General features: G+C 60.0%; 26 protein-coding genes. 10 read left to right on the top strand and 16 right to left on the bottom strand.

Features of this window, described 5'->3' with window-relative positions:
• Positions 1-76: 76 nt before the first annotated feature.
• The 6 genes from DFO48_RS22960 to DFO48_RS22985 are packed head-to-tail and all read right to left on the bottom strand — an operon-like array spanning position 77 to position 7226.
• Entirely contained in the window at positions 77-1018 is a 942-nt protein-coding gene (locus tag DFO48_RS22960) for a siderophore ABC transporter substrate-binding protein (protein ID WP_114864872.1), read from the bottom strand.
• Positions 1015-1791, bottom strand: a complete 777-nt coding sequence (locus DFO48_RS22965) for an ABC transporter ATP-binding protein (RefSeq protein WP_199407040.1) — start codon at positions 1789-1791, stop codon at positions 1015-1017. Before DFO48_RS22965 ends, DFO48_RS22960 begins: the two co-directional genes overlap by 4 nt.
• Entirely contained in the window at positions 1788-2744 is a 957-nt protein-coding gene (locus DFO48_RS22970) for an iron chelate uptake ABC transporter family permease subunit (RefSeq protein WP_114864873.1), read from the bottom strand. Before DFO48_RS22970 ends, DFO48_RS22965 begins: the two co-directional genes overlap by 4 nt.
• Complete coding sequence (locus DFO48_RS22975) at positions 2744-3685, bottom strand: ABC transporter permease (protein ID WP_114864874.1); 942 nt, start codon at positions 3683-3685, stop codon at positions 2744-2746. The genes DFO48_RS22970 and DFO48_RS22975 overlap by 1 nt, the downstream gene beginning before the upstream one ends.
• A complete protein-coding gene (locus tag DFO48_RS22980; RefSeq protein ID WP_114864875.1) occupies positions 3685-5454 on the bottom strand; it encodes an ABC transporter ATP-binding protein in 1770 nt (589 codons plus the stop codon). The genes DFO48_RS22975 and DFO48_RS22980 overlap by 1 nt, the downstream gene beginning before the upstream one ends.
• Positions 5448-7226 (bottom strand): ABC transporter ATP-binding protein, encoded by a 1779-nt coding sequence (locus DFO48_RS22985; protein WP_114864876.1) that lies wholly within the window; start codon positions 7224-7226, stop codon positions 5448-5450. The genes DFO48_RS22980 and DFO48_RS22985 overlap by 7 nt, the downstream gene beginning before the upstream one ends.
• Positions 7227-7385: 159 nt before the next feature.
• On the opposite strand from DFO48_RS22985, the gene DFO48_RS22990 reads away from it, so the two are divergent.
• The 4 genes from DFO48_RS22990 to DFO48_RS23005 all read left to right on the top strand — a co-directional run bounded on the left by DFO48_RS22990 (position 7386) and on the right by DFO48_RS23005 (position 10272).
• Positions 7386-8009, top strand: a complete 624-nt coding sequence (locus DFO48_RS22990) for a TetR/AcrR family transcriptional regulator (RefSeq protein ID WP_114864877.1) — start codon at positions 7386-7388, stop codon at positions 8007-8009.
• 280 nt (positions 8010-8289) lie between these two features.
• Positions 8290-8730, top strand: a complete 441-nt coding sequence (locus DFO48_RS22995; protein WP_003073300.1) for a hypothetical protein — start codon at positions 8290-8292, stop codon at positions 8728-8730.
• Positions 8731-9133: 403 nt separating this feature from the next.
• Positions 9134-9655, top strand: coding sequence for an ATP-binding protein (locus DFO48_RS23000; protein ID WP_114864878.1), 522 nt, complete (start codon positions 9134-9136; stop codon positions 9653-9655).
• Positions 9656-9873: 218 nt separating this feature from the next.
• Positions 9874-10272, top strand: a complete 399-nt coding sequence (locus tag DFO48_RS23005; protein ID WP_147282769.1) for a hypothetical protein — start codon at positions 9874-9876, stop codon at positions 10270-10272.
• A gap of 116 nt (positions 10273-10388) precedes the next feature.
• Here the strand turns inward: DFO48_RS23005 and DFO48_RS23010 are convergent, their stop codons facing one another.
• Positions 10389-10922: a DUF2938 domain-containing protein gene (locus DFO48_RS23010; RefSeq protein ID WP_233506499.1), complete on the bottom strand. Its 534-nt coding sequence runs from the start codon at positions 10920-10922 to the stop codon at positions 10389-10391.
• A gap of 38 nt (positions 10923-10960) precedes the next feature.
• Here DFO48_RS23010 and DFO48_RS23015 point away from each other — a divergent pair, with 38 nt between their 5' ends.
• Positions 10961-11389 carry a helix-turn-helix domain-containing protein gene (locus tag DFO48_RS23015; protein WP_003073292.1) on the top strand — a complete coding sequence of 143 codons (429 nt, stop codon included), beginning with the start codon at positions 10961-10963 and terminating at the stop codon, positions 11387-11389.
• Positions 11390-11452: 63 nt separating this feature from the next.
• Here the strand turns inward: DFO48_RS23015 and DFO48_RS23020 are convergent, their stop codons facing one another.
• The 3 genes from DFO48_RS23020 to xdhC all read right to left on the bottom strand — a co-directional run bounded on the left by DFO48_RS23020 (position 11453) and on the right by xdhC (position 14598).
• Positions 11453-11713: a hypothetical protein gene (locus tag DFO48_RS23020; RefSeq protein WP_003073290.1), complete on the bottom strand. Its 261-nt coding sequence runs from the start codon at positions 11711-11713 to the stop codon at positions 11453-11455.
• A 455-nt stretch (positions 11714-12168) separates the two neighbouring features.
• The gene (locus DFO48_RS23025) at positions 12169-13476 is read right to left on the bottom strand and encodes a urate hydroxylase PuuD (protein WP_003073288.1); all 1308 of its coding nucleotides are present in this window, start codon (positions 13474-13476) and stop codon (positions 12169-12171) included.
• A 291-nt stretch (positions 13477-13767) separates the two neighbouring features.
• On the bottom strand, positions 13768-14598 hold the full coding sequence (gene xdhC, locus DFO48_RS23030; protein WP_003073286.1) for a xanthine dehydrogenase accessory protein XdhC: 831 nt from the start codon (positions 14596-14598) through the stop codon (positions 13768-13770).
• Between the two features lie 265 nt (positions 14599-14863).
• Between xdhC and DFO48_RS23035 the strand changes: the two genes are divergently transcribed.
• Positions 14864-15274, top strand: a complete 411-nt coding sequence (locus tag DFO48_RS23035) for a hypothetical protein (RefSeq protein ID WP_003073284.1) — start codon at positions 14864-14866, stop codon at positions 15272-15274.
• Between the two features lie 84 nt (positions 15275-15358).
• Here DFO48_RS23035 and DFO48_RS23040 read toward each other — a convergent pair whose 3' ends face one another.
• Positions 15359-15943 (bottom strand): YSC84-related protein, encoded by a 585-nt coding sequence (locus DFO48_RS23040; RefSeq protein WP_003073282.1) that lies wholly within the window; start codon positions 15941-15943, stop codon positions 15359-15361.
• A 326-nt stretch (positions 15944-16269) separates the two neighbouring features.
• On the opposite strand from DFO48_RS23040, the gene DFO48_RS23045 reads away from it, so the two are divergent.
• Positions 16270-16659 (top strand): DoxX family protein, encoded by a 390-nt coding sequence (locus tag DFO48_RS23045; RefSeq protein WP_003073280.1) that lies wholly within the window; start codon positions 16270-16272, stop codon positions 16657-16659.
• A 135-nt stretch (positions 16660-16794) separates the two neighbouring features.
• Here the strand turns inward: DFO48_RS23045 and uraH are convergent, their stop codons facing one another.
• Entirely contained in the window at positions 16795-17145 is a 351-nt protein-coding gene (uraH, locus tag DFO48_RS23050; protein WP_003070903.1) for a hydroxyisourate hydrolase, read from the bottom strand.
• 324 nt (positions 17146-17469) lie between these two features.
• On the opposite strand from uraH, the gene ggt reads away from it, so the two are divergent.
• Positions 17470-19299 (top strand): gamma-glutamyltransferase, encoded by a 1830-nt coding sequence (gene ggt / locus DFO48_RS23055; RefSeq protein ID WP_114864880.1) that lies wholly within the window; start codon positions 17470-17472, stop codon positions 19297-19299.
• A gap of 224 nt (positions 19300-19523) precedes the next feature.
• Here the strand turns inward: ggt and glxR are convergent, their stop codons facing one another.
• The 3 genes from glxR to gcl all read right to left on the bottom strand — a co-directional run bounded on the left by glxR (position 19524) and on the right by gcl (position 23274).
• Positions 19524-20435, bottom strand: a complete 912-nt coding sequence (gene glxR / locus DFO48_RS23060; protein ID WP_114864881.1) for a 2-hydroxy-3-oxopropionate reductase — start codon at positions 20433-20435, stop codon at positions 19524-19526.
• A gap of 84 nt (positions 20436-20519) precedes the next feature.
• The gene (gene hyi, locus DFO48_RS23065) at positions 20520-21323 is read right to left on the bottom strand and encodes a hydroxypyruvate isomerase (RefSeq protein ID WP_114864882.1); all 804 of its coding nucleotides are present in this window, start codon (positions 21321-21323) and stop codon (positions 20520-20522) included.
• Positions 21324-21483: 160 nt separating this feature from the next.
• Positions 21484-23274, bottom strand: a complete 1791-nt coding sequence (gene gcl, locus DFO48_RS23070) for a glyoxylate carboligase (RefSeq protein WP_003073273.1) — start codon at positions 23272-23274, stop codon at positions 21484-21486.
• 109 nt (positions 23275-23383) lie between these two features.
• On the opposite strand from gcl, the gene DFO48_RS23075 reads away from it, so the two are divergent.
• Positions 23384-24301, top strand: coding sequence for a LysR family transcriptional regulator (locus DFO48_RS23075; RefSeq protein WP_003052436.1), 918 nt, complete (start codon positions 23384-23386; stop codon positions 24299-24301).
• 237 nt (positions 24302-24538) lie between these two features.
• Here the strand turns inward: DFO48_RS23075 and DFO48_RS23080 are convergent, their stop codons facing one another.
• A complete protein-coding gene (locus DFO48_RS23080; protein WP_114864883.1) occupies positions 24539-25891 on the bottom strand; it encodes a glycerate kinase in 1353 nt (450 codons plus the stop codon).
• Positions 25892-26103: 212 nt separating this feature from the next.
• Here DFO48_RS23080 and DFO48_RS23085 point away from each other — a divergent pair.
• Positions 26104-26576 (top strand): GntR family transcriptional regulator (locus DFO48_RS23085; RefSeq protein ID WP_147282770.1); only part of this gene is annotated, 473 nt, incomplete at its 3' end.

Consider the following 26576-nt stretch of genomic DNA (forward strand, 5'->3'; position numbering starts at 1 on the left):
CATGACGTTTTTGCACCGCATGCTTAATAGAACTGCTGGCTGGGTATGAACCTGGCTACGACAAATAAAGAAGCGATCAGCGCGAATAGCCCTTGAGCACATCGCTAAACAACAGCTTCAGTGAGCTTGGGCTGGCGCCTGTGGTGTACCAGGCATCTGCATCGACAAACACCACGCGACCGTTCTTCCAGGCCTTGGTCTGGCGCAGCAAGGGATTGGCAATGCCATCGGCATTGATGACGGGGCGGCGCTCCATCACCGCAGTGCGATCCACCACATAAAGGATCTCCGGATCCGCCTGCTGGATGAATTCGCTGGAGATGGGTTGCCCATGCAGACTGGTTTCCAGCGCAGAGCTTGCGGGCTTCACGCCCAGCGCGCTGAACACGAAGCCGTAACGCGATTGCAGACCGAAAGAGCTGAAAGCTCCGTTGTTGTGCAACACGATCATGGCCCGCTCCGGCCGACCTTGCGTGATGCGCCGCACCTGCTGGACATGCGCATCCAGCTCTGCAGCCTTGGCGCTGGCAAGCCCTTCCCTGTTGAATATGCGGCCCAGGGTCAGCAGATGGTTCTTGACGACTTCGATATGTCCCTTCTCGCTGTTCTTGAAGTCCACCTCGTAGTACAAGGCGGGGGCAATTTCAGCCAGCTCCTCGTATTTGCCGGCCTGCAGCGATGTCATCAGGATGAGATCCGGCCGCAGCGCGTGCACACGCTCCAGATTGGGCTGTACGATGGCGCCGAGATCCTGCACTTTGGCGTCGCCCTTGTACTTGGCGAGGAAATGGGGAACGTAGTCCTTCACCATTCCCGCAACGGGCACGCCAAGCTGATCGAGGAAGTCCACCTCGTTCATCTCCAGCGCAGCCACACGCTGCGGCAGACGCTTGATAAGCGTGGTGCCCAGTTTGTGACGGATGGAAATAGGCTCATAGGCGTGAGCCATGCCGGGCGCGGAGGACAAAGCCGCCATGCCGGCAGCAGAGAGCAGGAGTTGCCTGCGCAACGAATTCATGAGTGATCTTCCCTGGATGTGAAGTAATTGCAGAAACAGCCACGCTGATTGCGCGTGATCTCGAAATCCAGCTCGTACAGATCGGCCATGCGCGTCTCGGTCACCACGTCCTGAGCGGGGCCGCAAAAGCACAGGGCTCCGCTCTTGAGAGCGACTATGTGGTCCGAGTAATTGACCGCAAAGTTGATATCGTGAATCACCAGAATCACGGTGCGGCCCTGCTCGTCGCAGAGGCGACGCAGTGCGCGCATGATCTGTACGGCGTGCCTCATGTCGAGGTTGTTGAGTGGCTCGTCAAGTAGCAGCACATCTGTCTGCTGCGCAATCGTCATTGCGAGAAATGCCATCTGCCGCTGACCGCCACTGATCTCATCGATGAAAGCGTGACGCAGCGACTCCAAAGACAGAAAGGCGATTGCCTCATCCATGGCTCGGCGATCCTGAACAGTCAGCGCTCCACGGCTATGCGGGAAACGTCCAAAAGCGACCAGCTCTTCCACCGTCAGGCGCATATTGAAGCCGGGGGCCTGACGCAGCGTGGCAACATGCCGTGCGTATTCGGCAACGGGAATTCGGCTGACGTCACGTGCCTGCCACATAATCGCACCGCTGCTGGGCTCCAGCAAGCGCGCCATCAGCATGAGCAGCGTGGACTTCCCCGCACCATTGGGTCCGATCAGCGATGTGACGCGCTGAGCAGGAAACTCCACGCTCACGTCTGACAACACCGTCCTGCCGCCATATTGTTTGGAAAGATGGTTGACACCCATCATGCTGCACCCCGTTTGCGCACAATCAGTGCCAGGAAATACACACCGCACACCAGATTCACCAGAATGCTGACGGTGGTCTTGTAGTTGAAAACATGCTCAACCAGCAGTTGAGCGGCAAGAAAAATGGCAATGGCAACCGCACACCCCAGCGGCAGCGTGACGCGGTGGCGTGCATTCGGCACCAGGGCGTAGACGATGTTGGCCACAAAGATGCCCATGAAGGCCGTGGGTCCCACAAGGCTGGTGGACAGCGCCACCAAAATGGCGATCAGCGCCAGGTAGAGCTGCAAATACCGGCCATGCGGCACGCCCAGAGAAATGGCCTGCTCACGCCCCAGAGCCAGCACATCCAGCACCGCCAACGTCTTGCGGACCACGGCACAGGCAACCGCCACCGCAATGCCGGCATAGAGCAAAGTCTGCGGCTTGGCACGATTGAAGGATGTGTAGCTCACGCCCTGAAACACTGCGAACTCGCCGGGGCTGATGCGCAGTTGCACAAACTGGGTGAACGTGCCGATCACCATGGTCAGCACCAGACCGAGCAGCAGCAGCACATAGACATCATTGCGGCCGCGGCGCAACAGCCACCATTGAAGTGCCCATGAATAGGTCAGCATCAGCAGCACGGAGACGAGGAAATTCCCGTGTACGCCAAGCATGCTCAAGCCATGTGTACCCAGCAGCAACAGCAGCATGGCCTGCCACAGCAGATACACGGCCTCGTAACCCATGATGGAGGGCGTCAGAATGCGGTTGTTCACCAGCGCCTGAAACACTATGGCCGACACAGCCACGCAGATGCCGCCAATGACAATCGATGCAAGGCGTACAAGGCGCTTGGGGATCACATAATCCGTATCCAGTCCGGAGCCCAGCAGCACAAAAGCAAGCGCCAGTAGTGCAATCGACAGCGCTGCAAACCAGCAGGTCTTGGTCAACGACATGCGCATCAGCGAAGTCCCCGCACAATCAGCGCCAGGAACATCACACCGCCCACCGCACCGGCAGTAAGGCCGATAGGCACCTCGAACGGGTACATCACCAGGCGGCCTGCAATGTCGCAGACCAGCAGCAGGGATGCACCTCCCAAAGCCACCAGTGGCAATGTGCGTCGCAAGTTCTCACCACAGCGCATGGCCACCATCTGGGGCACGACAAGGCCCACAAAAGGAATCGCCCCCACGGCAATCACCGTGGCTGAAATCGTCAATGCCACCAGCACCAAACCGAGGGTGGCCGTGGCTGCATAACCCAGGCCCAGACTCGTGGCCATGTCTTCGCCCATGCCCAGCACAGTGAAGCGGTGCGCATACAGATAGGCCAGCATCACCACCGGAAAAATGAGGTAGAGAATCTCGTAATGGCCTTGCACCACGCGGGAAAAGTCACCCAGCAACCAGCCCTGCATGCTTTGCAGGATGTTGTGGCTGTATGCATAGAACTCGGCAATGGAGGTGAGCACGCTGCCGTACATCAGACCGACGACGGGCACCAGCACCAGATTGCGAAACTGGATGCGCCGGATCACGGCAATGAACAGCAGACTTGCCATCAGGCAGAACACCAGCGCAAACAGCATCCGGCTCAAGGTTCCCGCAGCAGGCATCACGGTCAGCGCCACCAAGATACCGAGCTTGGCCGCATCCAGCCCTCCTGTGGTGCCCGGCTCCACAAACTTGTTGCGCACGATGTGCTGCAGGATCACGCCGCACACCGACAGACCCGCCCCCGTGAGCACCAGCGCCGCCAAACGCGGCAAGCGGCTTGCAGTCAGGGTGAGCCAGGCATCGCCGGAGAATGAAAGCAGATCCGACCACACCATCTGCCGCGCCCCCAGCAGAACGGACACCACGCACAGCACAGCAAACACCAGCAACCAACGCTTGCGCATCACACGACATTCCCGGACATCTGCACGGCGTCCATGCGCCAGCCTTTGGCAGCGCGGCTCTGCGCAAGCAACTGGGCATAGCGCCCCTGCCTTGCCTTCAACTGCGCAGGTGATCCGCTCTCTACCACACCGCCGCCTTCCAGCACCACAATCTGATCGGCCATGGCAATGGTGGAGAGCTGGTGTGCGATCACGATGAGCGTGCGCTGCCCCTTCAGCCGTGCAAGTGTTTGAGCGATGATGGACTGGTTCTCTGCGTCCAGCGCAGCAGTGGCTTCATCCACCAGCAGGATGGGGGACTCCTTGATCAAGGCCCGGGCAATCGCTATGCGCTGTCGCTCGCCTCCGGAAAGACGTGCGCCGTTTTCGCCCACCATCGTCAGCACCCCGTCTGGCAATCGCGCAATGACTTCATCAAGCCCGGCCTGATGCGCAGCTTGCAGAACTTGCGCGTCGCTGGCGTCCGATTTGCCAATGCGGATGTTGTCGGCAATGCTGCCGCCAAGCAGATAGCTATCCTGAAAGATCTGGCTGATTTGCCCGGCCAGTTGCGCATCGCCAATGTCACGGACATCCACGCCTGCGATCAAGACCTCGCCCTGCGTGGCATCGAAGAAACGGGCGATCAGTCGCATCACCGTGGACTTGCCGGAACCAGATGCACCTATCAGCGCCGTCATGCTGCGCGGCGGCACATGCAAGCTCACACCGTGCAGCACTTCATCTGCAGACCCGGGATATTGAAACCGCACATCACGCAACTCCACGGAAGAATCGCCAACAAGTGTTGCCTGCTTCGGTTGCGGCAGCGGCTGCACGGCAAATAGCTCCTGCACTGCTTGCAGCTGCGAGCCTGCACTCCTAAGCACTTCTGCGTAGCCGGCGATTTCCTGCAAGGGCTCGATAAAACGCACCACAAGCAATAACGCAACCGTCAAGGCAATGATTTGCGCTGTGGACAAAGAGCCACCGGATGCTGCGTTCAAACCGGATATCGCGACCACCAGCAGCACGGCAAAGATCAGCTGCACGGTCCATACACAGAATACGGAGGACAGCGATGACAACACCACCAGCCGCAGTCCGGATTGACGTTGCTCGGTGATGGCCTGCTCCACAAAGCGTGTGCTGCGGCCATCTCCGCTGAACGCGCGCAGCACGGATTGGGCCTGCGCAAACTCCACCACACGCTGACTGGCTTGGGCAAAGTCACGCTGGAAAGCGGCATTGGCGCGCGCCGACATCGACGAGGTCAATGCGAACGATCCTGCAAGCAATGGCAGCGCAATCAGCGCAGTGAGCCCCAGGACCGGACTCACAACCAGCAGTGCCACCAACACGATCACGGCCGTGGCCGCACCACTGATGAGCGGAGTGAAAACATGCGCTGGCAATTGCGCGATGCCCATCATCCCCTGCGTCACCACATGGCCGATGCGCGCGGTGTTCTTGGGCGTATACCAACCTATAGGCAGGCTCGCCATATGGAGGCCCAGGCGATGGCGTCCGCTTTGCAGAACCGCCACGCCGACACGGATGCCCGCCTGCTCCACTACACGTCTGGCCATCCATGACAGCAGCACGCCCAGCAGCAGCACGCAAAGCCAGCCCATGGCTGCACGCCAGTCACCTTGCAACCAATGCGTCAGCAGCGGTTGCAGCGCCGCCATCGTCAGACCACACAGCACACCGTAGGCCACAGCCATCCATGCATAACGGCGCAGCAGGCGTGAATCATCACCCAGCAACTTCAAAAAGGTCTTCAGCATGTCAGCTCACTCTTTGACATCGGGCTGGAATACGCACCAAGCTGCCATAGCCGCGCATAGAGGCCGTCTTCAGCCAGCAGTTGCGCATGTCTGCCTTGCTCGGCAATCTCTCCCTCGCGCAGCACCAGAATGCGATCCGCATGCACGATGGTGTCGAGCCGGTGTGCAATCACCAGCAAGGTGCGCCCGCGTGCAAAGCGCGAAAGTGCGTCCTGAATGAAGGCTTCGCTTTCCACATCTGCAGATGCGGTAGCTTCATCCAGCACGAGAATGGGCGGATCCAGCAGCACTGCCCGGGCAATGCTCAGGCGCTGGCGCTCACCACCGGAGAGCTGCGCATCTTCGCCAACCACGGAGTCGTAGCCACGCGGCAACGCCAGAATGCGATCGTGGATGTGGGCTGCGCGGGCTGCGGCCTCGATTTCCTCAATAGTGGCCGATGGACGAGCCAGTGCAATGTTCTCGCGCACACTGGCGTGAATCAGCTGCACGTCCTGCAGTACAAAGCCAATGCGTTGATACAGGGTTGTGCTGGTGATCTGCCGCAAATCGACCCCACCCAGAGTGATGCGCCCTTGTGAGGGATCGAAAAACCGCAACAGCAAACGTGCCAGCGTGGATTTCCCGGAACCCGAAGGGCCGACCACGGCCGTGACGGTGCCGGGCTGCATGTCGAAGCTGATGCCGGACAGCACCTGATGCTCTGCCGCATACGCATAACCCACTTGCTCGAAACGCACTGCATTGCCTTCAGGATTCGATGGCAGCCCCGGCGCCGGTTGCGGCAGCACCGGAGTGTCCAGCAATGCCAGCACGCGCTGGGCCGCACCTGTAGCACCTTGCAGGTCATGCAGCAAGGTATGCAAAAGCAAAAGTGGCGCACAAATACCAGGCGCGACAAGTGCGAACGGCAATACATCAAGAGGCTGCATCCAGCCCATGGCGACAAACGCAGCGCCAAAAGCCAGCACCACACCCAGTACGGTCACAGGCGCAATCAATGCATGCGCACGAGCCATGGAGATCACCAGCGGGCGAGTGAAATCCGTAAAGGCACTGGCAAATCCATCCACGGCATCTCTGTAACCAGCGTGGACCGGACTCGCTCCACCAAAGGCCTTGATGACCGGAATCCCGCCCGCGAACTCCACCGTAGCGCTGTTGATCCGCCCCAGCCGTGCAACGAACTCCTGCATGTGCGCATTGCTGGCTTTCATTGCGCGCTGGAGAAAAACGAAGAATCCGGGAAATGGCAGAAGCGCAAAGATCGCCATGCGCCAATCCAGCACAAACAGATAAATCACTGCAATCACAATCGCCCCGGCCGCACGCCCCACGGCGGTATAGAAATGCGCCGTCAAGCTGTGCAACGTCGCGATATCGTCCTGCAGCGCCTGCTTGACCTCCCCCGAAGCGCGGGCCGTAAACCAGCCCAGAGGCACTTGCGATAGCCGCTTGATTACAGCAATGCGCAGATCGTGAGTGAGGCGGTTGTCTGCCAGATGCGCGATCAGCTCGGCGACGATCACCAAACCCATGCCCACGAACATGCACAGCACTCCGACAGCGATGCTGACCCATATGCCACCCAAGTCATCAAGCAAGGCCTGCTTGACGATATGCGCGATGACCGCCAGTGGCACCAGCGTGAACATGGTGCCAACCGCAGCGCTCAGACCGGCAAGCATCAAGCGCCCGCGAACAGGCGCGAATATCCGAGCGATCGGCTGCGCGGGTCCGGCAGCAACTGCAAGCGATTCAGAGGTAGACATTCAATATGGAAGAAGGCTATCTCTCGCAAAGATGCGAACGAGAAGCTAGATGCGAATTAGTTGCATGATGATAAACTAATTCAAAACGATTCAAGCAATAGGTCTACGACAAGTAATGTGAATCACCGACAATCTCGCCCAAAGACTGAGAACAAGCGTATGCCCCACACATCCAAGCCCTCGACTCGTGGGAGACCACGCTCCATCACCAGAGAGAAAATTGCAGACGCCGGAATTTCCATCGGCCTTCCAGGCATTACGTTTGTCGGCGTTGCCGCTGCACTGGGCGTCAGCCACATGGCGCTCTACAAGCATGTGCCAAGCCTGGAAGCACTCAAGCACCTGATTGCAGAAGAAATCTTCAAGCGCTGGGAGTTGCCGCAGGCAACAAGCCCGCAGCAGATCGGGCTAGAGCAATACCTCATGGGGTTCACTGCGTCCACACGCCAGTTCGTAAAAGCGCACCCCGGCGTCACTCCCTTCGTGATTCGCCGCCTGGCGGCCACACCGGCCATGCTGGAGAAGATCAGCGCCCATCAGGCCCATATTGCACAGGCCTACGGCATCACCAAGGAACAATCACGCTGGCTGCTCTCCACCGTGACCTTCTTTTGCATCTCTGCAGCCGACACGGTGTATGCCGCAGCCCGCCTGGAGCCGCTTGAGGAAGCGGACTGGCAACTGCAAGAGGCAGAAATGGAGGCAGAACTGATTGAAGGAACTCAAGCCTTGATAGCAGGAGCCCTGCGGCTACTCGAAAGCAGGCCAGACCCCAAGACTTAACCGCTTTCTCGGAACGATATGAGCACTTGAATCCACAGTTGAGAGCTGACGTAGGGCTTCAACACCGAATATCGGCGGCGATCAACAGCTGAACTTGATGGACTCTGGCTGTACTCTCCAAGAATCGGCATTCAAGGATTTCCGCAGCCCTTGTCGGAGAGCACCCCGACCCGGCCCCTTGACGACGATTCACCGTGCCTTGAGGCAAAATCCGGATGATCGGGGCAAGCCTGGCGTCAGGTCTGCCGGGAAGCCCACCTTGAAGAATGGAACAGCATCAATGGCACTGACGAAGAAGGGCGAGTTCTGGTACGGAACGACGTCCGGCGACACCCAAGCCGAACTGCGCAGCTACAGCGTTGCAAATCGCCATGAGGCCGTCCGGTTTGCCTCGTCCAAATGCAATTGCGGGTGCCGGACTTTTGCGCTGCAAACCGATGAAGAAGCCGGCGTGGCAATCCGCACCTGCACCGACTGCGGGCAGAAACACCTGATGGGCGACAGCGCGGACTACGTTGACGAGGCCGCCCCCGAGGCGCACGAGTGCGTGTGCGAGAACGAGGTGTTCGAGCTGGTGTCCGGCGTCTCCGTGTACGAGGGCACACATGACGTGCGCTGGTACTACATCGCTTGCCACTGCGTGGAATGCAATCTGGTTGGGGTCTTCGCAGACTGGAAGTGTGAAGCGGGTGATGCGGCGGCCTTCCTCGCCAAGGTATGAGCGCGCGACCCGCAGAGATCATGCTCTGCAGGCTCGAGCGGCCGAGGAGTGTCATGAGGTGGTTGGTGGACTTGGCTGAGCCGATAACAGCTTCATGCCACGCACCGTGAACTCCGTCCCGGCATGCGAATGATTGCAATCACTGCACAGCAGACACTGCCGGTGACAGCTCAATTGACGGCAGCGGGTCGCATGCCGCCGCTCCGATTGGCCAAGAGTAGCTGCTTCAGATCGAGCTTTGCGCGCGTCTTCTGCTAGCATGCTCCCATGGCTCGAAATGTTACCAAGCGAATTATTGCCATCTTCAGATTGAAGGTGGGATAGCTCGCGACCATGTAGCCATGCAACCCACCCTGGAGGTGGGTTTTCTGTCTCCGGGGCACCGTTAAAAGGAGATGGAAGAATGGACTTCACTCATGCTGGACAAGCTTTTGCCATCCAGTCCAGGATCGGCTTGCTTCACCTCATCAGCGGAAAGATTGCTGCGGGCAAATCCACACTTGCCAGACAACTCGCATCCAATCCGCAGACCGTGCTCATTAGTGAGGATGGTTGGTTGGCTCAGCTCTATCCTGACGAGCTTCGCTCCGTCACAGACTACGTAAGGCTATCAAACCGCCTGCGATTAGCCATGGAGATGCATGTCGTTGACCTTCTCAAGTCAGGAACCTCCGTAGTGCTGGACTTCCCTTTCAATACTCTCAGCGCGAGGGCGTGGGGACGCCGAATTTTTGAAAATGCGGGAGCATCCCACTACTTGCATTTCCTCAATGTGTCGGACGAAGAATGCAAACAGCGGTTGCGTCTTCGGAATTCGTCTGGAGATCATCCATTTCAGGCAACGGATGAGCAGTTTGAGCAGATCACAAAACACTTTGTTGAGCCATCGCCTCAGGAAGGTTTCAACCTAGTAATGCATCACTAAAGTATCTCGGTGAACGGCCGCGCCGGGTCGGTCGGCGACAGTCGCAGATCGGCCAAGAGCGGTCATTCAGACCTTCCTACTAAGCTCATACAGCATTAGGCGAACTAAGCTTACCTGCTGCATGTCTTCAAAATTTAGTTATGTCGCACAGAGAGTTTCCCACGAGCGTTACGCAAGGAACGATCTGCTCATACTTTTGGGCTGGAGTCGCTGTTGGCGTGTTGCCGCTTCAAAGAGGCAAGGATTGGGCCTTTTCTATCATTGAAGCGTTAGACGAGCCCCCCTTTGAGGTCATTGAGATTGCAATTGCCAATGATCACAACAGCGCCATGGATGCGCTCCAAGCCGCAGCCCACGGTGGAGATCAGCAGGCTGCGGGCAGGCTCCTCTTGGCCGACATACTTGTCCAACTCAAGGCTGGGGACGTAACCGTAGAAGAGGCGACTCTCGCTGCCATGCGTGTAGCTCAAACAACTAGCCTTCCCGACGATGTCTACTATCAATTTAACGTGCTCGATGATGAGCTTCAGTTGGCTTTCAACGGAACGTACGGCAATCCAGCGGAGATCACGCTGGAGGTGCTCAAGGCCCTTGAGGAGCACGCGGATGCAACATAACAATTCATTCAAGCCGAAGCCGCTTCGCGGCTCAGCTTAATTCAGGCATTAGTGCATGACCGCTCTGGGGCGCGAGCAGCCCTCGGTGGCTGGCTGCTACCGCCTAGAAGCAGTCGTTAAAGTGCCATGAAGGCTCTGGCGCAAAGGTATAGGCTGGCTCCAAAAACCAGATGCGTCGCCAGACTCACTACGCGGCTGAGCCATGGACGAGGTGTTTTCGCACTTGCGAATCCAGCCCCTAGCGCTGGTTGCAAGACGGTCCACGGGAAAAGCACTGTCGCCACGCCAAAAATCAGCGCTGGAGCCAAGGCAGGCACTTCTATCCACTGGCGCCCTGTAACGAGCACAAATACCTGCGCGAAAGCAATTCCTGTCAGATAGTGCAGCGTCCAGCCAACGACATTTTCGCCGCCCATTGGTTGAGCCTCTTTGACTGACTTGTGAAACCAGATACCGTTGCGCCAGTGAAGGCACCAGCGTCCAAGCATTGCGTAGTTCAAGGTGGCTATTCCCATGCGACGGAGCACGGCAGACCACAAGTCCATCAGTAATGTTGCGCCAACGCCAAGACCAAAAATCAGCGTCCAACCGTTTGTCAGCGTAGTCATTTTTTCGTATTGCTTCTGGTGATTTACAGTGATGTGAACCACTGTAAAAGCTCAAGTGCACTTGAGCGCAAGACCTGAATATGGACATCACAGAAGTAGCAAAACGAACAGGACTATCTGCACCAACACTTCGTTTCTATGAAGAGAAAGGGTTGATCCGCTCTATCGGGAGACATGGTCAGCGGCGACTGTTTGATGCTCAAGTTCTAGAGCACTTATCGGTCATCGCTCTCGGACGGGCAGCAGGGTTCTCACTCGACGAAATTAGAGCAATGTTGCCTCTTGATGGGAACATTCAGGTACCTAGAGAAATGTTGCTCGCCAAGGCCGATCTAGTAGAGAGATCCATCAAGCAATTAAAGGCAGTGCGTGACGGCTTACGACATGCAGCCAACTGCCCCGAGAAAAACCATCTTGATTGCCCAACGTTTCAACGGCTAATGCATGCGGCCTTGGCAGGGAAAATTCAGCCACTTACAGTTGCAGCCAGTAAGGGCAAGTCAACTTGAATACCTACTTTGGGCCGAACAGCGACAGCCGCCACCGGCCAGAAGCAGCCGTACAGGTAACGCTCAGCCCTTTGCTAGACCCAGAGCCTCACTCAGCCCCCGAAGGAAAGTGGACTGCTGCCCGGAAGACTTCGCAGCAAGGGTTTCAAACTGCAAACACAGCGAAGACTTGGTTTCTTCATCTGCCATCTGCAGAGTTGCAGCCAATTGCTCCATTGCTTGAATTGCTGCATCAGGTGAGAGCACATCTTCTCCTGAGAACTCAAGAAATAGGGCGTACTCAGCAATAGCTTGTACAACATATTTATTGGTTTCTTGATTCATTCGGACCTTCTGCCAAAGCCTGTTTATACGCTATTGCTAGGACCGCTATGGGTCGAAAGCACCGGTTCGATGCAGGCAAAAAAGGGCACCTGGAATTCGTGACAGTCCAGTGACTGCTTTGAGCTTTAAAGCAGACCTCCATGGCAGTCGCGCTCAAATGACTGCTTTGGGCACTGGCAGTCATAGGCATCTTTGAGTTGAGCGACTGCATACGGCCTCAGGGGTGTTCTCGGATTTATTCACGGGGGGTCCCACGCTTGCGCTACGCTCGTGAATCCAGCCCATTGAATCTTCAATAGAAAAAGCGCTCACAACGAGCGCTTTTTCTATTGGGGAAGGGAGTTGACGACTTTGATGCCGCGCCCCCTCCAGGAAAGCCGCATGGATGCCAGGTCGATGTTTACGACTTTAGTTTCCAGTTGACGACTTTGATTACCCAGAACAACAGCTGATGATCAGTTCACGGCAGCGCCGGACTCGTACCAGGTCTTGATCAGGTTGCGCTCGTCCTCGGACAGTGCGCCAGGATTGCCAAAAGGCATTTTCTTCAGCTGAACCACCTGCTGGTAGATCTGCTGGGCGTGCGACTTCACTGCTTCGGGGGAGTCCAGACGGACCGCCTTTTGCTGGATGGCAGTGCCGTGGCACACCACACAATGCTGCTGGAAGATGGCATTGACCTTGGCAAAGCCTTCGCCACCAGCAGCGGCCGGTGCTGCGGCTGCCGGTGCTGCGCCTTCAGCGGCGGGAGCCGCTGGCTCGGCAGTGGCAGCGGGTGCTGCAGGAGCTGGAGCGGCAGGCGCTGCAGCAACAGGAGCGGTTGCAGCCACAGGAGCAGGCTTGAGCCAGACAAACACGGCCAGCAGAGCAGCTACGCCGACAGCAGCGTAAGGCCAGGGGTGGCTGTTGCGACCGAGCTTGTAGCCATGGCGCATCACGAAGAACTGGCGAATGGCAGCGCCGGCAAACATCATGCCGATCAGCACCAGCCAGTTCAGCTTGTGGCTGTACAACCAGCCATAGTGATTGGACAGCATGGCGAACAGCACGGGCAGCGTGAAATACGTGTTGTGCACGCTGCGCTGCTTGGCACGTTGGCCGTGACGAGGGTCCACAGGCTCACCAGCCTTGAGCGAAGCCACCACCTTGCGCTGGCCAGGGATGATCCAGAAGAACACGTTGGCGCTCATGGACGTCGCGATCATCGCGCCCATCAGCAGGAAGGCTGCCTGGCCGGGGAAGATGTGGCAGGCCAGGTAGGCGGCGATACACACCAGGACCAGAACCATGGCACCGACGGTGGCGTCGCCATTCTTCTTCTGGCCGAAGGTGCGGCAGATGAAGTCATACAGCAGCCAGAAGACCACCAGGAAGCCCAGAGCCGAAGCCACAGCGGCGCCGGTGCTCATGGCATTGGGGTCGCCGGGAGTGACCAGATAGATATTGGCGTTCCAGAGGTAGGAGACCGTCAGCAGGGCAAAACCGGACAGCCACGTGGTGTAGCTTTCCCAGTAGAACCAGTGCAGGTGATCCGGCATCTTGGGAGGAGACACATTGAACTTGACGGGGTGGTAGAAACCGCCACCGTGCACAGCCCAGAGTTCGCCGTTAACGCCCTGCTTTTTCAGGTCGTCATCCACGGGCGGCGTCAAGCTGCTGTCCAGGAACACAAAGTAGAAGGAGGAACCGACCCAGGCGATCGCGGTAATGACGTGGAGCCACCGCAACAGCAGGCCGGCCCAGTCGAGAATGTAGCTTTCCATAGCTCTCAACCTTGGCAGCGTGGGGCTGCCGAACAACCTGCTCACCACTGCGGGCGCTCTGAGCAGAAGAAAAGGCCGCGCTCCCGGACGTTACACACGGGGCACCGCTGCGACCATTCTGTCGACCGAAAGTGTATGCAATTTTTGCTGCCACAATCCTCGAATCAGGGATAAACCATCCTAGAGATTTCCCTAATACAAGAGCGATATGCAAGGATCGGGCCTGATTTTTAGGGCAGGTAACAGTATGTTTGCGGCAACACGCCCCAGATCAGGGCATTCATTGCACCATCAGCTCGCAGACAAGCGCTGCAGAAGCTGTGCAGCCACCGCCACAGCGATCACCTCGGGCTCCTTGCCGGTAATTCCCGGCACGCCGATCGGGCAGGTGATGTGAGCCAGCTCTGCATCGCTGAACCCTCGACTGCGCAGGCGGCTGCTGAAACTGGCCCATTTGGTCTTGCTGCCAATCAACCCCACAAAAGGCAGATCTCCTCGCTCACGCTGGCGCAGCAGGCATTGCCCAACAACCTCCAGGTCTTCGGCATGGCTGAAGCTCATGATGAGCACCTGCGACTGCGGCGGCAGCTGTGCCACCGCAGCCTGCACCGGATCGGAATGCTCGCACTGCACACCTATCTGCTCTTCCACGGGAAAGACTGCATCGCGGCTGTCCACCCAGACCACGCGGTACGGCAAGCTGCGCAAGATGCGCACCAGCGCATGCCCCACATGGCCCGCGCCGAACAAGGCCACACACTGCGACGGCTCGGGCATCAAGGCTCGCAGACGTTGGGCATCGCGGGCATCAAACCATGCAAAGTGCAGCTCCAGGGCACCGCCGCAGCATTGGCCCAGACTGGGGCCAAGCGCATACCGCTGGATATGCTCGCGCAAGGCTGAGGGGTCTGCGTCCCACTGCGCCAGCAACTGGCGAGCCTGGGCAATGGCCTGCCACTCCAGATGACCACCACCGATCGTCCCCATCACCTCATCGGCAAACACAGCCATCCAGGCCCCCTCCTCACGGGGAACGGAGCCACGAGTGGCATGTACCTGCACCCAGCACAGCGGCTGCTGCGCCAGACGGTTCAAGATTCCTTGCTGTGTTTCACTCCACATGACCGAACGCCGATTGCTTTGATGACCGATGTTCATGCATTTTGCGAGTCGCAATAGACAGACAAGCGTATGAGCACATTAATCGGATGCATATCTGAACCGGATTTGACGAGTCGTTGCAGATTTTTCACGAGGAGGCGTCAGAATTGCGCCCCCAGGCAGCTGCCTCCGTCCATTTGCGGCTACGCTTGGCGGCATGTCTGAAACCCACGACCCCACCCGCGCCACACCAGCCCGCCGTCCCCTGAAGTGGCTGCGGACCGGGATGATGGCTGCCGTTGCAGCGGTGCTGACCGCCTGTCAGATCGCACCTCAAAGCCCATCCATCGGTACGACGCCTGCCGACAAGGCCAGCCCCGGCTATCGCAAGCAGGCTGCCCAGCATCTATATGAACGCAACTCCGGCCGCATCTACCAGGGCATGCTGCCGCCCATGCTGTATGCGATCGGCGTGCTCCAAGTTCAGCTTGACGGCCAGGGCCGCGTGAAAAACCTGCACTGGATGCGCAAGCCAAGCCATGCCCCCGAAGTGGTGGCCGAGATCGAGCGAGCCGTGCGCTCCGCTGCCCCCTTCCCTGCTGCGGGCCGCAGCGTGACCTATACCGACACCTGGCTGTGGGACAAGTCGGGACGCTTCCAGCTCGACACCCTGACCGAAGGTCAGCTGGGCCAGTAAAAGCTCACAGCGATGCAGCGAGCTGCATCGGACAACAAAAAACCGGCCAAGGCCGGTTTTTTGTTGCGACAAGCCAGGCGAGGCTTATTCGACCACCTTGGTGATCTTGGTGCCCTGCAGCGATACGCCCGCTTCCAGACCCGCGTTGGTCAGCACATAGCTGGTGACCGGAGCCTGGGCGGTCGTGGTGTCCACGCTGCCGTTGGCACCGATCTTGCCTGCGGCCACGGTGGCATCAGCCCCCACGGACCAGCCGTCGCTCTTGAGGAACTTGTCCAGAGCTTCCTGTGTGTTGAACACATAGATCACAGCCTTGGACTGACCGCCAGCTTGCCATCCGATAGAGGCCGCTGTCGTGCTGTAGAAACCACGGTTGTGACCGCCCACGCGCAGCACGCCGCGGCCATGCTCGACCCCCACCACAAAGCTGCCGCCAATCACCGACGGGAAGATCAGCACACCCTTGGCGCGTTGCACCATCTCCTTGGATCCTGGTGCGGTCTGGTACAGGCGCTCCAGAGCTGCATTGGCACGGGTATTGACCGTTGTGGAATCGGCACGGGGAGCCGATGCCGTGTCAGGCTTGGTCGTGGTGCAGGCCGTCATGGTCATGGCACCGGCAGCCAGTGCAGCAGCCATCGCAACAGAACGCAGAGAAATTTGACGCATACCTATATCCTTTCATGGGATGAATGTGTAGACACATTTCAGAGGTAGAAGGTCCTGCAGTCCGACATTGAGTCGCTTTTGCACATCCCCCCGATGCAAAGCTGTCAGAAACAGGGTTGGCACGATGCTAGTGCGCAGCGTTGCCGATAAAACTCAGCGGTTACAGCTTGCGCCATTGGCCTACAGAAGGCAAGCGCAGTTGTCGAAAAAGACCTACAACATGAACACAAGACAACACTTGGCCCCATCCATAGGCAATCAGACGAATTGTCCGAAACAGGCGCTAGCATTGTTGATATAAGCATCGCGCGGACGACAGGAAATTCATGAAGTTCTGGAATTACTTTCACCACCCCAAGGCAGCTCTGGTTGTGCTGCGTGTCACCCTGGCCTTGCTCATGCTGCTGCACGGCTGGGCCAAGATTCGTTATGGCATAGGCAGCATCGAGGCGAAGATCGAGAGTCTGGGTGCACCGGGATTTCTGGCGTATGCGGTCTATCTGGGCGAAGTGGTCGCGCCTTTGCTGTTGCTGGTGGGCCTGTGGGTGGTACCCGCCGCACTGGTGATCGCGGTGAATATGGTGGTGGCATTTGCGCTGATGCACACCCGGCAGATTCTGATGCTCAACAGTACCGGCGGCTGGGCGCTGGAGCTGCAGGCCTTTTATTTCGTGAGCGCCCTGGTCGTGGCAATGGCTTATTCCAAGGGCAAATAGGTCTTAAAAAACAGGAGCGGCTTGCGCCTGTCATATCTTGGTTTCAATGCCTTTTAATGCTGAAACCTTGAAATGACGTGCGCAAGCCGCTCTTGTTTTTGCCATGTCTCCCTGGTCGAGAGACTCACGTCCCGCTCAGGAGCCGCGATAAGTGGAGTAGCTCCAGGGGCTGACCAGCAAAGGCACGTGGTAGTGCTGCTCCACATTGGCCACGCCGAAGTCCAGGCTCACCTTGTTCAGAAAGCTGGGTTCCGGCAGCTGCACGCCACGGGCCTTGAAGTAGGCCGCAACATCGAAGGTCAGGCGGTAGGTGCCGACCTTGAGCGTGTTGTTGTCGAACAGCGGCGCATCGGTGCGGCCGTCATGATTGAGCACCAAGCTCTTGATCAGCGTGGCCTTGTCGCCTTCGGTGGAAAACAGCTCGACAGCCATGCCTGCGGCGGGGCAGCCATTCATGGTGTCGAGAACGTGGGTGCTCAGGCCCATGGAAATCTCCTCACAGGCAGTTTGCCACTGCCCTTGGTTGTATCAAACACACGACTTACGCAAAACGGGTTCAGGCAGGACGACGCCCCAGAAGGCAGGCCGTTGTTGCATTCCTGTTTGCGCAAGCCCTGAAACATCTATGCCATCACAAAGCCTTCCCGCGCGTGAGCGCAGCGCTTTGATCGCTAAAGTGTATACAGTTTCTGTACTCCATCAAAGGCTTTTCTGCCTTGACTTTCAGGCACATAGCCAGCTCTGCCCGGTTGGCTTCCTTTTCAGCCTCTATACACTGGCCCGATTCATCAAGCGAACAGGAGACAACGCATGCAATTGCGCACCACCGCCCTGGCAGCCAGCCTGCTCATCGCTCTGGCCGGCCTGAGCGCCTGCAGCAGCACGGCCACGCTAGAGCCCGCCAGCAACGAACGCGCGGCCATCCGTAGCGATGCCACTGATCAGGCGGCAGCGCCTGCCGTCGTCCAGACCGCCGCCGCCCAGGCAGCCGCTGCTGCCTATGACTTCGAGCTGGACGTCTTTCACCCCGTCATCGCCAAGAACGGCATGGTGGCCTCGGAGCAGGAGCTGGCCACGCAGATCGGCGTGGACATTCTCAAGGCGGGCGGCAATGCCGTCGATGCCGCCGTGGCCGTAGGCTTTGCGCTGGCCGTGGCCCTGCCCAATGCTGGCAATATCGGCGGCGGCGGCTTCATGATGGTGCACGACGCCAAGAGCGGCAAGGACATTGCACTGGACTTCCGCGAAGTGGCGCCGAGGGGTGCGTCACGCAATATGTATCTGGATGCCGGCGGCAAGGTCATAGACGGCAAATCGCTCTACACCCACTACGCCGTGGGTGTGCCCGGCACCGTGGCAGGCATGACGCACGCGCTATCGCGCTGGGGCAGCATGCCTCTGGCCAGAGTCATGGCTCCGGCGATTGCGCTGGCGGACAAGGGCTATCCTGTCAGCGTCACCCTGGCCAAGACTCTGGATCAGGAAAAAAAGAACATGGGCCGCTGGCCCGCCACCCAGGCCGTTTTCTGGAAGAACGGCGCGCCGCTGCAAACCGGCCAGAGGCTGGTGCAAAAGGATCTGGCGCAGTCCCTGCGCCTGATCAGCCAGCAAGGCGCCAAGGCCTTCTATCAGGGAGCAATCGCGCAGAAGATCGTGGCGGAGATGGCGCCGCACGCCAATGCCCTCAGCCTGCAGGACCTGCGCGACTACAAGGTCGCCGAGCGCGAACCCATACGCGGAAGCTACCGTGGCTACCAGATCGTGACCATGCCTCCGCCCTCCTCGGGCGGCGCGCATCTGATTCAGATCCTGAACATGATGGAGCGCTGGCCCATGAATCAATGGGGTGCCGACAGCGCGCAAAGCGTGCACTACATGACCGAGGCCATGAAGCTCGCCTATGCCGATCGCTCGGAGTATCTGGGCGACCCGGACTTCGTGAAGATTCCGCTCAAGGGACTGATCTCCAAGAGCTATGCGAGCGAGCTGGCCGCAAGCATCAAGCCCCAGCAGGCCAGGCCCGCCAAGGACATCCGGCCCGGCAGGCCCCAACCTTATGAAAGCGACCAGACCACCCATTACTCCGTGGTGGACAAGGCCGGCAACGCGGTGGCCGTGACCTACACGCTGAACACCAATTTCGGCAGCGGCATCGTCGCCAAGGGCACGGGGATCTTGCTCAACAACGAGATGGACGATTTCTCGGCCAAGCCCGGCGTGGCCAATGCCTATGGCCTGGTGGGCGGCGATGCGAATGCCGTGCAGGCTGGCAAGCGGCCGCTGTCATCAATGACACCGACCCTGGTGCTCAAGGACGGCAAGCCGGTTCTGGTCACCGGCAGTCCGGGCGGAGCGCGCATCATCACCACGGTGCTGCAGCAGGTCGTCAATCACATCGACTTCGGCATGAACCCGGCAGAAGCGGCAGCCACCCCGCGCTTTCACCACCAGTGGACGCCTGACGAGCTGCGCGTTGAAAAGGGCTTCAGCCCCGATACGCTGGCCCTGCTCAGGCAATGGGGCCACAAGGTGGCACTGAAGGCATCCATGGGCCGCACGCAGACCATCGAGATCCGTGACGGCCTGCTGCGCGGTGCCTCGGACCCGCGCAACCCTGACGGAAAGACCATGGGGTACTGACGCTGAACAAAAAAAAGCCGCGCTCCCCCGAGCGCGGCTTTCACTTGAGGCGGCTGCTGGCCGTACGCGTGGCCAGTGGCCGCCCTCCCCACCTTAGTTCTCAGAGCCTCCCACACAACCCTTGATACGTCGTGGCGAAGCCTTGCCGTACTTCTGTACTGCCTGCGGCTTCGCGCCTCGTCTCAACCGCAAACCTTCGGTTTGCCGGGTCGTGTTCGTCGCTCTTATTCAGCCTTCTGACCGATTTCGAAGTTGGCCTGGATTTCCAGGGCACGCACCATGCCGGAATGATCCCAGCCCGCGCCGCCGTGGGCCACGCAGCTGTTGAACAGTTCCTGGGCCTGAGCGGTGTTGGGCAGAGACACGCCCAGCTGACGTGCGCTGGACAGGGCCAGGTTCAGGTCCTTCTGGTGCAGGGCAATGCGGAAGCCAGGGTCGAAAGTGCGCTTGATCATGCGTTCGGCATGCACTTCCAGGATCTTGGAAGAGGCAAAGCCGCCCAGCAGGGCTTCACGCACGCGGGCAGGATCTGCACCGGCGCGCGATGCGAACAGCAGGGCTTCGGCCACGGCTTCGATATTCAGCGCCACGATGATCTGGTTGGCCACCTTGGCTGTCTGGCCGTCGCCGTTGCCGCCCACCAGGGTGATGTTCTTGCCCATCTTGTCGAACAGGGGCTTGACGCGCTCGAAAGCGGCATCGGGGCCGCCGACCATGATGGACAGGGTGCCGTTCTTGGCACCAACTTCACCGCCGGAGACGGGAGCGTCCAGGTACTGGGCGCCAGCAGCTTCGATGCGCTTGGCAAAGTCCTTGGTGGCCACGGGCGAGATGGAGGACATGTCGACCACGATCTTGCCGGAGCTGCCCTTGAGGCCAGCTGCCACGCCGTCTTCACCGAACAGCACCTTCTCCACGTCGGGAGTGTCGGGCACCATGATGAAGATGATGTCGGCACGCTCGGCCACACCGCGAGCGGTGGTGCACTGGGTGGCGCTGGTTTCGGCGATGTTGGCAGGCACCTTGCCCACGGTGTTGATGAACAGCTGGTGGCCGGCCGCAATCAGGTGGCCGCACATGGGCGCGCCCATGATGCCCAGACCGATAAAGCCCAGCTTGAGAGACGATGCGTTCATGGTTGTACTCCTCAGTTTTCTTGATACTCAAATTCGATGGCCGATGGCGCTTTGCGAGCAGGCGTCACAGGCCTTTTCATCCATTCAGGCAGCCACTGCGACCTTGCTCCAGCCGCCGATCTTCTGCAGCCAGCCCAGGCCGGACTCGGTGCCGTTGGCAGGCTTGTATTCGCAGCCGATCCAGCCGTCGTAGCCGATGCGATCCAGGTGTGCAAACAGGAAGGGGTAGTTGATCTCGCCGGTGCCCGGTTCGTTACGACCGGGGTTGTCGGCCAGCTGGATGTGACCGATGCGGCCCAGCTGCTTTTGCATGGTGGCAGCCAGCTCGCCTTCCACGCGCTGGGCGTGGTAGATGTCGTACTGCACAAAGGCGTTGGGCGCACCCACTTCGTCCAGGATGGACAGCGCTTCATCCGTGCGGTTCAGGTAGAAGCCGGGGATGTCGAAGGGGTTGATGGGCTCGATGAGCAGGCGGATGTTGGCGGCGCTCAGGGCGGCAGCGGCAAAGCGCAGGTTTTCCACGAAAGTGCGGCGCACCACGGCAGCGTCAACACCAGCAGGAACCTTGCCGGCCAGGCAGTTGAGCTGGGGCACACCCAGGGCGTGGGCATAGGTCACGGCCTTGGCCACGCCAGCGCGGAACTCATCCACGCGCTTGGGGTCGCAGGCAATGCCGCGCTCGCCCGCGTCCCAGTCACCAGCGGGCAGGTTGTGCAGAACAATCTTCAGGCCGGTGGCGTCCAGACGCTCCTTGATTTCTTCCACGGTATGAGCGTAGGGGAAGAGAAATTCCACGGCTTCAAAGCCTGCGTTTGCGGCACGCTCAAAACGCTCGAGGAAAGGCACCTCGGTGAACAACATGCTCAGGTTGGCTGCAAAACGGGGCATGATAAAAGTCTCCGGTAATCGTTAATAGTGGGGCTGGCGGACGCCCAGCAAGGGCCTGAGCCGGCCGCGCCGCCCCGCAGCGAAGGCGTCGTCCCCCTCCCGCAGAGAGGGGGAAGCGGCGGGGCCGCCTAGGCACAGCCGCTCAGGGGGAGTTTTCCTATCAGTCCAGCAGGGCCAGTGCGCTGGGCGCGTCGGCCTTTTCGGTTGCCAGGTCTTCGAACTCGACCACGTTGTCGATTTCGGCGCCCATGGAGATGTTGGTCACACGCTCCAGGATGCACTCGATCACCACAGGGGTCTTGTGCTCGGCCATCCAGGCTTCGGCCTGCTGCATGGCGGGGGCAAAGTCTTCGGCGCGATGAACGCGAATCGCCTTGCAACCCAGACCTTCAACGACCTTAACATGGTCAACGCCGTAGCCGCGGGTCGCATCACCCTCATCCATGTTGATATTGTCGAACGCCAATTGCACGCAATAGTCGATCGAGAAAGCGCGCTGTGCCTGGCGGATCAGACCCAGATAGCTGTTGTTCACCAGCACGTGAACATAGGGCAGCTTGAACTGAGCGCCCACGGCCAGCTCTTCGATCATGAACTGGAAGTCGTAGTCGCCGGACAGCGCCACGATCTTGCGCTGGGGGTCAGCCACGCGCACGCCCAGGGCGGCAGGAGTGGTCCAGCCCAGAGGGCCGGCCTGGCCGCAGTTGATCCAGTTGCGGGGCTTGTACACGTGCAGGAACTGGGCACCGGCGATCTGCGACAGACCGATGGTGGACACATAGGTGGTGTCGCGATCCAGGGTGCGGTTCATGCACTGGTAGACGCGCTGGGGCTTCATCGGCACGTTGTCGAAGTTGGTCTTGCGCAGGTACTCGACGCTGTTCTTGCGACCCTGGCACTCGGCCACCCAGGCCTTGCGGCACTTGAGCTTGCCGGCAGCCTTCCACTCCTTGGCAACGGCAACGAATTGCTCCAGAGCGGCCTTGGCGTCGGAGACGATGCCGTAGTCAGGCGCGAACACGCGGCCGATCTGCGTGGGCTCGATGTCCACGTGGATGAACTTGCGGCCCTTGGTGTAGACCTCGACCGAGCCGGTGTGGCGGTTGGCCCAGCGGTTGCCGATACCGAACACGAAGTCCGAAGCCAGCATGTTGGCGTTGCCGTAACGGTGGCTGGTCTGCAGACCGCACATGCCGACCATCAGGGGGTGATCGTCAGGGATGGTGCCCCAGCCCATCAGGGTGGGGATCACGGGCACGTTCAGGATCTCGGCCAGCTCGACCATCAGATCGGAAGCATCGGCGTTGATCACACCGCCGCCGGAGACCAGCAGGGGACGCTCGGATTCGTTGAGCATCTCGATGGCCTTCTCGGCCTGCTTGCGCGAAGCGGCTGGCTTGTAGGCGGCCAGGGGCTCATAGGTGTCGATATCGAATTCGATCTCGGCCAGCTGCACGTCGATGGGCAGGTCGATCAGCACGGGGCCGGGACGGCCGGAGCGCATCAGGTGGAAGGCCTGCTGGAAGGCACGCGGCACCTGGGCGGGTTCCAGCACGGTAGTGGCCCACTTGGTCACGGGCTTGGCGATGGAGGCGATGTCCACGGCCTGGAAATCTTCCTTGTGCAGACGCGAGCGGGGAGCCTGGCCGGTGATGCACAGGATTGGAATGGAGTCGGCGCTGGCCGAGTACAGACCGGTGATCATGTCGGTGCCGGCGGGGCCGCTGGTGCCGATACACACGCCGATATTGCCGGCCACAGCACGGGTGTAGCCTTCGGCCATGTGGCTGGCGCCTTCGACGTGACGGGCCAGAATGTGACCGATGCCGCCGTGGTTCTTCATTGCAGCGTACAGCGGGTTGATGGCCGCGCCGGGCACACCAAACGTCACGGTTACACCTTCTTTTTCGAGCACCAGGACTGCGGCGTCGATTGCTTTCATTTTGGCCATGAGGGTCTCCTTAAAACTTGGTTGAACTTTAGTCAAGACCTTTGCTTGCTGGAAGCCGCTCTCAGACCATAAAATTTATTCCACCCAAGAATAAATAGGAGACAAACCCATGGACAGACTCGACGCAATGCACATGTTTGTGCGCGTGGTGGAGACCGGCAGTTTCACCAAGGTCGCACAGGAATTCGCCACCACCCAGCCCACCGTGACCAAGCAGGTCGCGGCCATGGAGGCGCGCCTCAAGGTGCGCCTGCTCAACCGCAACACGCGCGGCGTGAGCCTGACCGAAGCCGGCGCGCTGTACTACGAAAAGTGCAAGATCATCGTCAGCGACGTGGCCGAGGCGGAGAACGTGGTCAAGGTGCGCCAGACCCAGGTCCAGGGTCAGCTGCGCATCGGCAGCTCGGTGGCCTTCGGGCGCCGTGTACTCATTCCGCTGGCCATGGATTTCATGAAGCACAACCCGCAGGTGCAGGTCGATCTGAGCTTCGAGGACCGCTACACCGATCTGGTGGCCAACGGCATCGACGTGGCGCTGCGCCTGGGCAAGCTGGCCGACTCCTCGCTGGGCGCGCGCATGCTGGGCGTCAACCCCTGGGTGCTGGTGGCGTCCAACACCTATCTGCGCAAGCACGGCACGCCGCGCCGTCCCTCGGATCTCAAGGAGCATTCCACGCTGATCTACAGCAGCGTGCAGGGCAACGATATCTGGCGCCTGCGCAATGCCAGCGGCGAGCCGGTGTCGATTCCCGTCACCGGACGACTGCGCTCCAACAATCTCTCGGCCCTGCTGGCCGCGGCCCGCTCGCACATGGGCATTGCGGCCCTGCCACGCTACGTGGCCCAGGACTCGCTCAAGGACGGCCGCGTGGTGGAAGTGCTCAAGACCTGCCGCCTGCCCGAGCAGGAAATCCACGCCGTCTACCCCTCGCCGCGCCTGGTGCCGCAGAAGGTGCAGTCCTTCATCGCCTTTTTACAGGGCAAGTTCGACGATGCCTGGTGGGAGGATCTGCCAAGAGGGGGCTAGCTCCCTCTGAGGCGCTTCGCGCCTTCCCCCCTCTCTGTACGCGCTGCGCGCTAACGGAGGGGGACTGCTCCTCGCCGCGAGGCGGCTCTTGCTCGGAGCACTGGGATGGGTAGCGCCAGTTTTACACCGCAGCTATATAAAAAATAGCAGCTACCGCTTGATGAGCGGCAGCTGCAGATATTTTTCTATTTGAAACCATTGAATAGCCTACGCAAGCAGCTATTCAATTTGATGGTTTCAAAGAATCAGAATTGCGCGGAAGTCGTTCACATTGGTGTGGGTGGGGCCGGTGATGACCAGGTCGCCCAGCGCTTCAAAGTAGCCATAGGCATCGTTGCGGTCCAGGTGATCGCTGATGCGCAGGCTCAGCTCTGCCGCGCGCCTGAGTGTGCAGGGCGAGACACGGGCTCCTGCGTTGTCCTCGACACCGTCGATGCCGTCGGTATCGGCGGCCAGCGCCCAGACCTTTTCCTGCCCCTGCAGGGCCTGGGCCAGACCCAGGCAGAACTCGCCGGCACGCCCGCCGCGCCCCTTGGCCGCACCGGGTTGGCGCGGACGGATGGTCACCGTGGTCTCGCCCCCCGAGAGGATCACACAGGGCCTGGCAAAAGGCTGGTCATGCCTGGCCACGGCACGCGCCAGCGCTGCATGGACCTTGCCCACCTCACGCGACTCGCCTTCCATCTCGTCGGACAGCACATGCACGGCAATGCCGGCCGCGCGGGCGGCGGCTGCCGCCGCTTCCAGCGACTGCTGCGGCGTGGCGATCAGGTGCACCTCATGGCCTTCGAAGCGGGCATCGCCGGGCTTGGGCGTCTCCAGCTCGCCGGCTTGCAGCGCAGCGCGCACGGACTCGGGAATGCCGATCTGGTAGCGGTCCAGGATGGCCAGTGCGTCGGCACAGGTCGACGCGTCCGGCACCGTGGGTCCGCTGGCGATCACAGAAGGATCGTCGCCGGGCACATCGCTGATGGTCAGCGTCACCACCTTGGCAGGATGGCAGGCAGCGGCCAGACGACCGCCCTTGATGCGCGAGAGGTGCTTGCGCACGCAGTTCATCTCGCCAATCGCCGCGCCACTCTCCAGCAGCGCCTTGTTGATGCGCTGCTTCTCGGCCAGGTCGATGCCTTCGGCAGGAAGCGTCAGCAGGGAGGAGCCGCCGCCCGAGATCAGGCAGATCACCAGATCATCGGCCGTCAGACCCTCGGTCAGCGCCAGGATGCGCTCGGCCGCAGCCAGACCGGCCGCGTCCGGCACCGGGTGGGCGGCTTCCACCACCTCCAGGCGCTGGGCCAGCCCTTCGGGGCGTGGGGGAATATGCGCATAGCGCGTCACCACCAGGCCCGACAGAGGGGCATCCTGCGGCCAGAGAGCTTCCAGCGCCTGCGCCATGGAGCCGCCGGCCTTGCCGGCGCCCAGCACCAGCGTGCGGCCCTTGGGCGGCTTGGGCAGATGACGCGCCAGACCCTCGATGGGCAGGGCATTGCGCACCGCCACGTCATACAGATGACGCAGAAAGCCAGCCGGGTCTTGCTGGGGAACAGGCGTTGCCGCGGCCTGCGCGCGCGAGGATGTATTCTGTGCTTGCATAGCTGCGCATTGTGCATTCGGGCTTTTTTCCCTTACAGAGCCCCCACAGTCACAACACTGCTGATCTTTGCAATACCAATGTTGCAAGCCCTTGCTCCCATTGGGTTTGCGCGCTTGCGCACAGCTTTCTGCGCCTGAACATCGATACAAACACCATGTTTGGTGAACAGAAACTGTATACAAAACTTGTCTTCAACCGCTATGATGGATTTATGGAAACTTCCACCACCAGTTTCATTGTCGAAAGCCTGACCAAGGCCATCGTCGAGCATCGCCTGATGCCCGGCACCAAGCTGGCCGAGCAAAAGCTGGCCGACCACTTTGGAGTTTCCCGCACCCTGGTGCGCCAGGCCCTGTTCCAGCTTTCGCAGAACCGTCTCATCCGGCTCGAGCCCGCCCGCGGCGCCTTTGTGGCCACGCCTTCTGTGGACGAGGCACGCCAGGTGTTTGCCGTGCGCCGCATGCTCGAGGCCGAGATGGTGCGCAGCTTTGTCAAGCAAAGCAGCGCCGCCAAGATTCGCGCCCTCAAGCAGCATGTGGCTGCCGAGAAGAAGGCCATGGAAGCCAATGACGTGGGCCAGCGCACCGAGCTGCTGGGCGACTTCCACGTGCGCATGGCCGAGCTCATGGGCAACGAGGTGCTGGCTCAGCTGCTGGGCGAGCTGATTTCCCGCTGCGCATTGAT

Origin of the sequence: Comamonas sp. AG1104, from assembly GCF_003350425.1 — a bacterium.
Lineage (GTDB): Bacteria > Pseudomonadota > Gammaproteobacteria > Burkholderiales > Burkholderiaceae_C > Comamonas > Comamonas testosteroni.

What these genes read in the sequence shown, in the direction of transcription:
- DFO48_RS22960 (WP_114864872.1), bottom strand. Translation starts at nt 1,018, where the DNA reads ATGAATTCGTTGCGCAGGCAACTCCTGCTCTCTGCTGCCGGCATGGCG.
- DFO48_RS22965 (WP_199407040.1), bottom strand. Translation starts at nt 1,791, where the DNA reads ATGATGGGTGTCAACCATCTTTCCAAACAATATGGCGGCAGGACGGTG.
- DFO48_RS22970 (WP_114864873.1), bottom strand. Translation starts at nt 2,744, where the DNA reads ATGCGCATGTCGTTGACCAAGACCTGCTGGTTTGCAGCGCTGTCGATT.
- DFO48_RS22975 (WP_114864874.1), bottom strand. Translation starts at nt 3,685, where the DNA reads ATGCGCAAGCGTTGGTTGCTGGTGTTTGCTGTGCTGTGCGTGGTGTCC.
- DFO48_RS22980 (WP_114864875.1), bottom strand. Translation starts at nt 5,454, where the DNA reads ATGCTGAAGACCTTTTTGAAGTTGCTGGGTGATGATTCACGCCTGCTG.
- DFO48_RS22985 (WP_114864876.1), bottom strand. Translation starts at nt 7,226, where the DNA reads ATGTCTACCTCTGAATCGCTTGCAGTTGCTGCCGGACCCGCGCAGCCG.
- DFO48_RS22990 (WP_114864877.1), top strand. Translation starts at nt 7,386, where the DNA reads ATGCCCCACACATCCAAGCCCTCGACTCGTGGGAGACCACGCTCCATC.
- DFO48_RS22995 (WP_003073300.1), top strand. Translation starts at nt 8,290, where the DNA reads ATGGCACTGACGAAGAAGGGCGAGTTCTGGTACGGAACGACGTCCGGC.
- DFO48_RS23000 (WP_114864878.1), top strand. Translation starts at nt 9,134, where the DNA reads ATGGACTTCACTCATGCTGGACAAGCTTTTGCCATCCAGTCCAGGATC.
- DFO48_RS23015 (WP_003073292.1), top strand. Translation starts at nt 10,961, where the DNA reads ATGGACATCACAGAAGTAGCAAAACGAACAGGACTATCTGCACCAACA.
- DFO48_RS23020 (WP_003073290.1), bottom strand. Translation starts at nt 11,713, where the DNA reads ATGAATCAAGAAACCAATAAATATGTTGTACAAGCTATTGCTGAGTAC.
- DFO48_RS23025 (WP_003073288.1), bottom strand. Translation starts at nt 13,476, where the DNA reads ATGGAAAGCTACATTCTCGACTGGGCCGGCCTGCTGTTGCGGTGGCTC.
- xdhC (WP_003073286.1), bottom strand. Translation starts at nt 14,598, where the DNA reads ATGTGGAGTGAAACACAGCAAGGAATCTTGAACCGTCTGGCGCAGCAG.
- DFO48_RS23035 (WP_003073284.1), top strand. Translation starts at nt 14,864, where the DNA reads ATGATGGCTGCCGTTGCAGCGGTGCTGACCGCCTGTCAGATCGCACCT.
- DFO48_RS23040 (WP_003073282.1), bottom strand. Translation starts at nt 15,943, where the DNA reads ATGCGTCAAATTTCTCTGCGTTCTGTTGCGATGGCTGCTGCACTGGCT.
- DFO48_RS23045 (WP_003073280.1), top strand. Translation starts at nt 16,270, where the DNA reads ATGAAGTTCTGGAATTACTTTCACCACCCCAAGGCAGCTCTGGTTGTG.
- uraH (WP_003070903.1), bottom strand. Translation starts at nt 17,145, where the DNA reads ATGGGCCTGAGCACCCACGTTCTCGACACCATGAATGGCTGCCCCGCC.
- ggt (WP_114864880.1), top strand. Translation starts at nt 17,470, where the DNA reads ATGCAATTGCGCACCACCGCCCTGGCAGCCAGCCTGCTCATCGCTCTG.
- glxR (WP_114864881.1), bottom strand. Translation starts at nt 20,435, where the DNA reads ATGAACGCATCGTCTCTCAAGCTGGGCTTTATCGGTCTGGGCATCATG.
- hyi (WP_114864882.1), bottom strand. Translation starts at nt 21,323, where the DNA reads ATGCCCCGTTTTGCAGCCAACCTGAGCATGTTGTTCACCGAGGTGCCT.
- gcl (WP_003073273.1), bottom strand. Translation starts at nt 23,274, where the DNA reads ATGGCCAAAATGAAAGCAATCGACGCCGCAGTCCTGGTGCTCGAAAAA.
- DFO48_RS23075 (WP_003052436.1), top strand. Translation starts at nt 23,384, where the DNA reads ATGGACAGACTCGACGCAATGCACATGTTTGTGCGCGTGGTGGAGACC.
- DFO48_RS23080 (WP_114864883.1), bottom strand. Translation starts at nt 25,891, where the DNA reads ATGCAAGCACAGAATACATCCTCGCGCGCGCAGGCCGCGGCAACGCCT.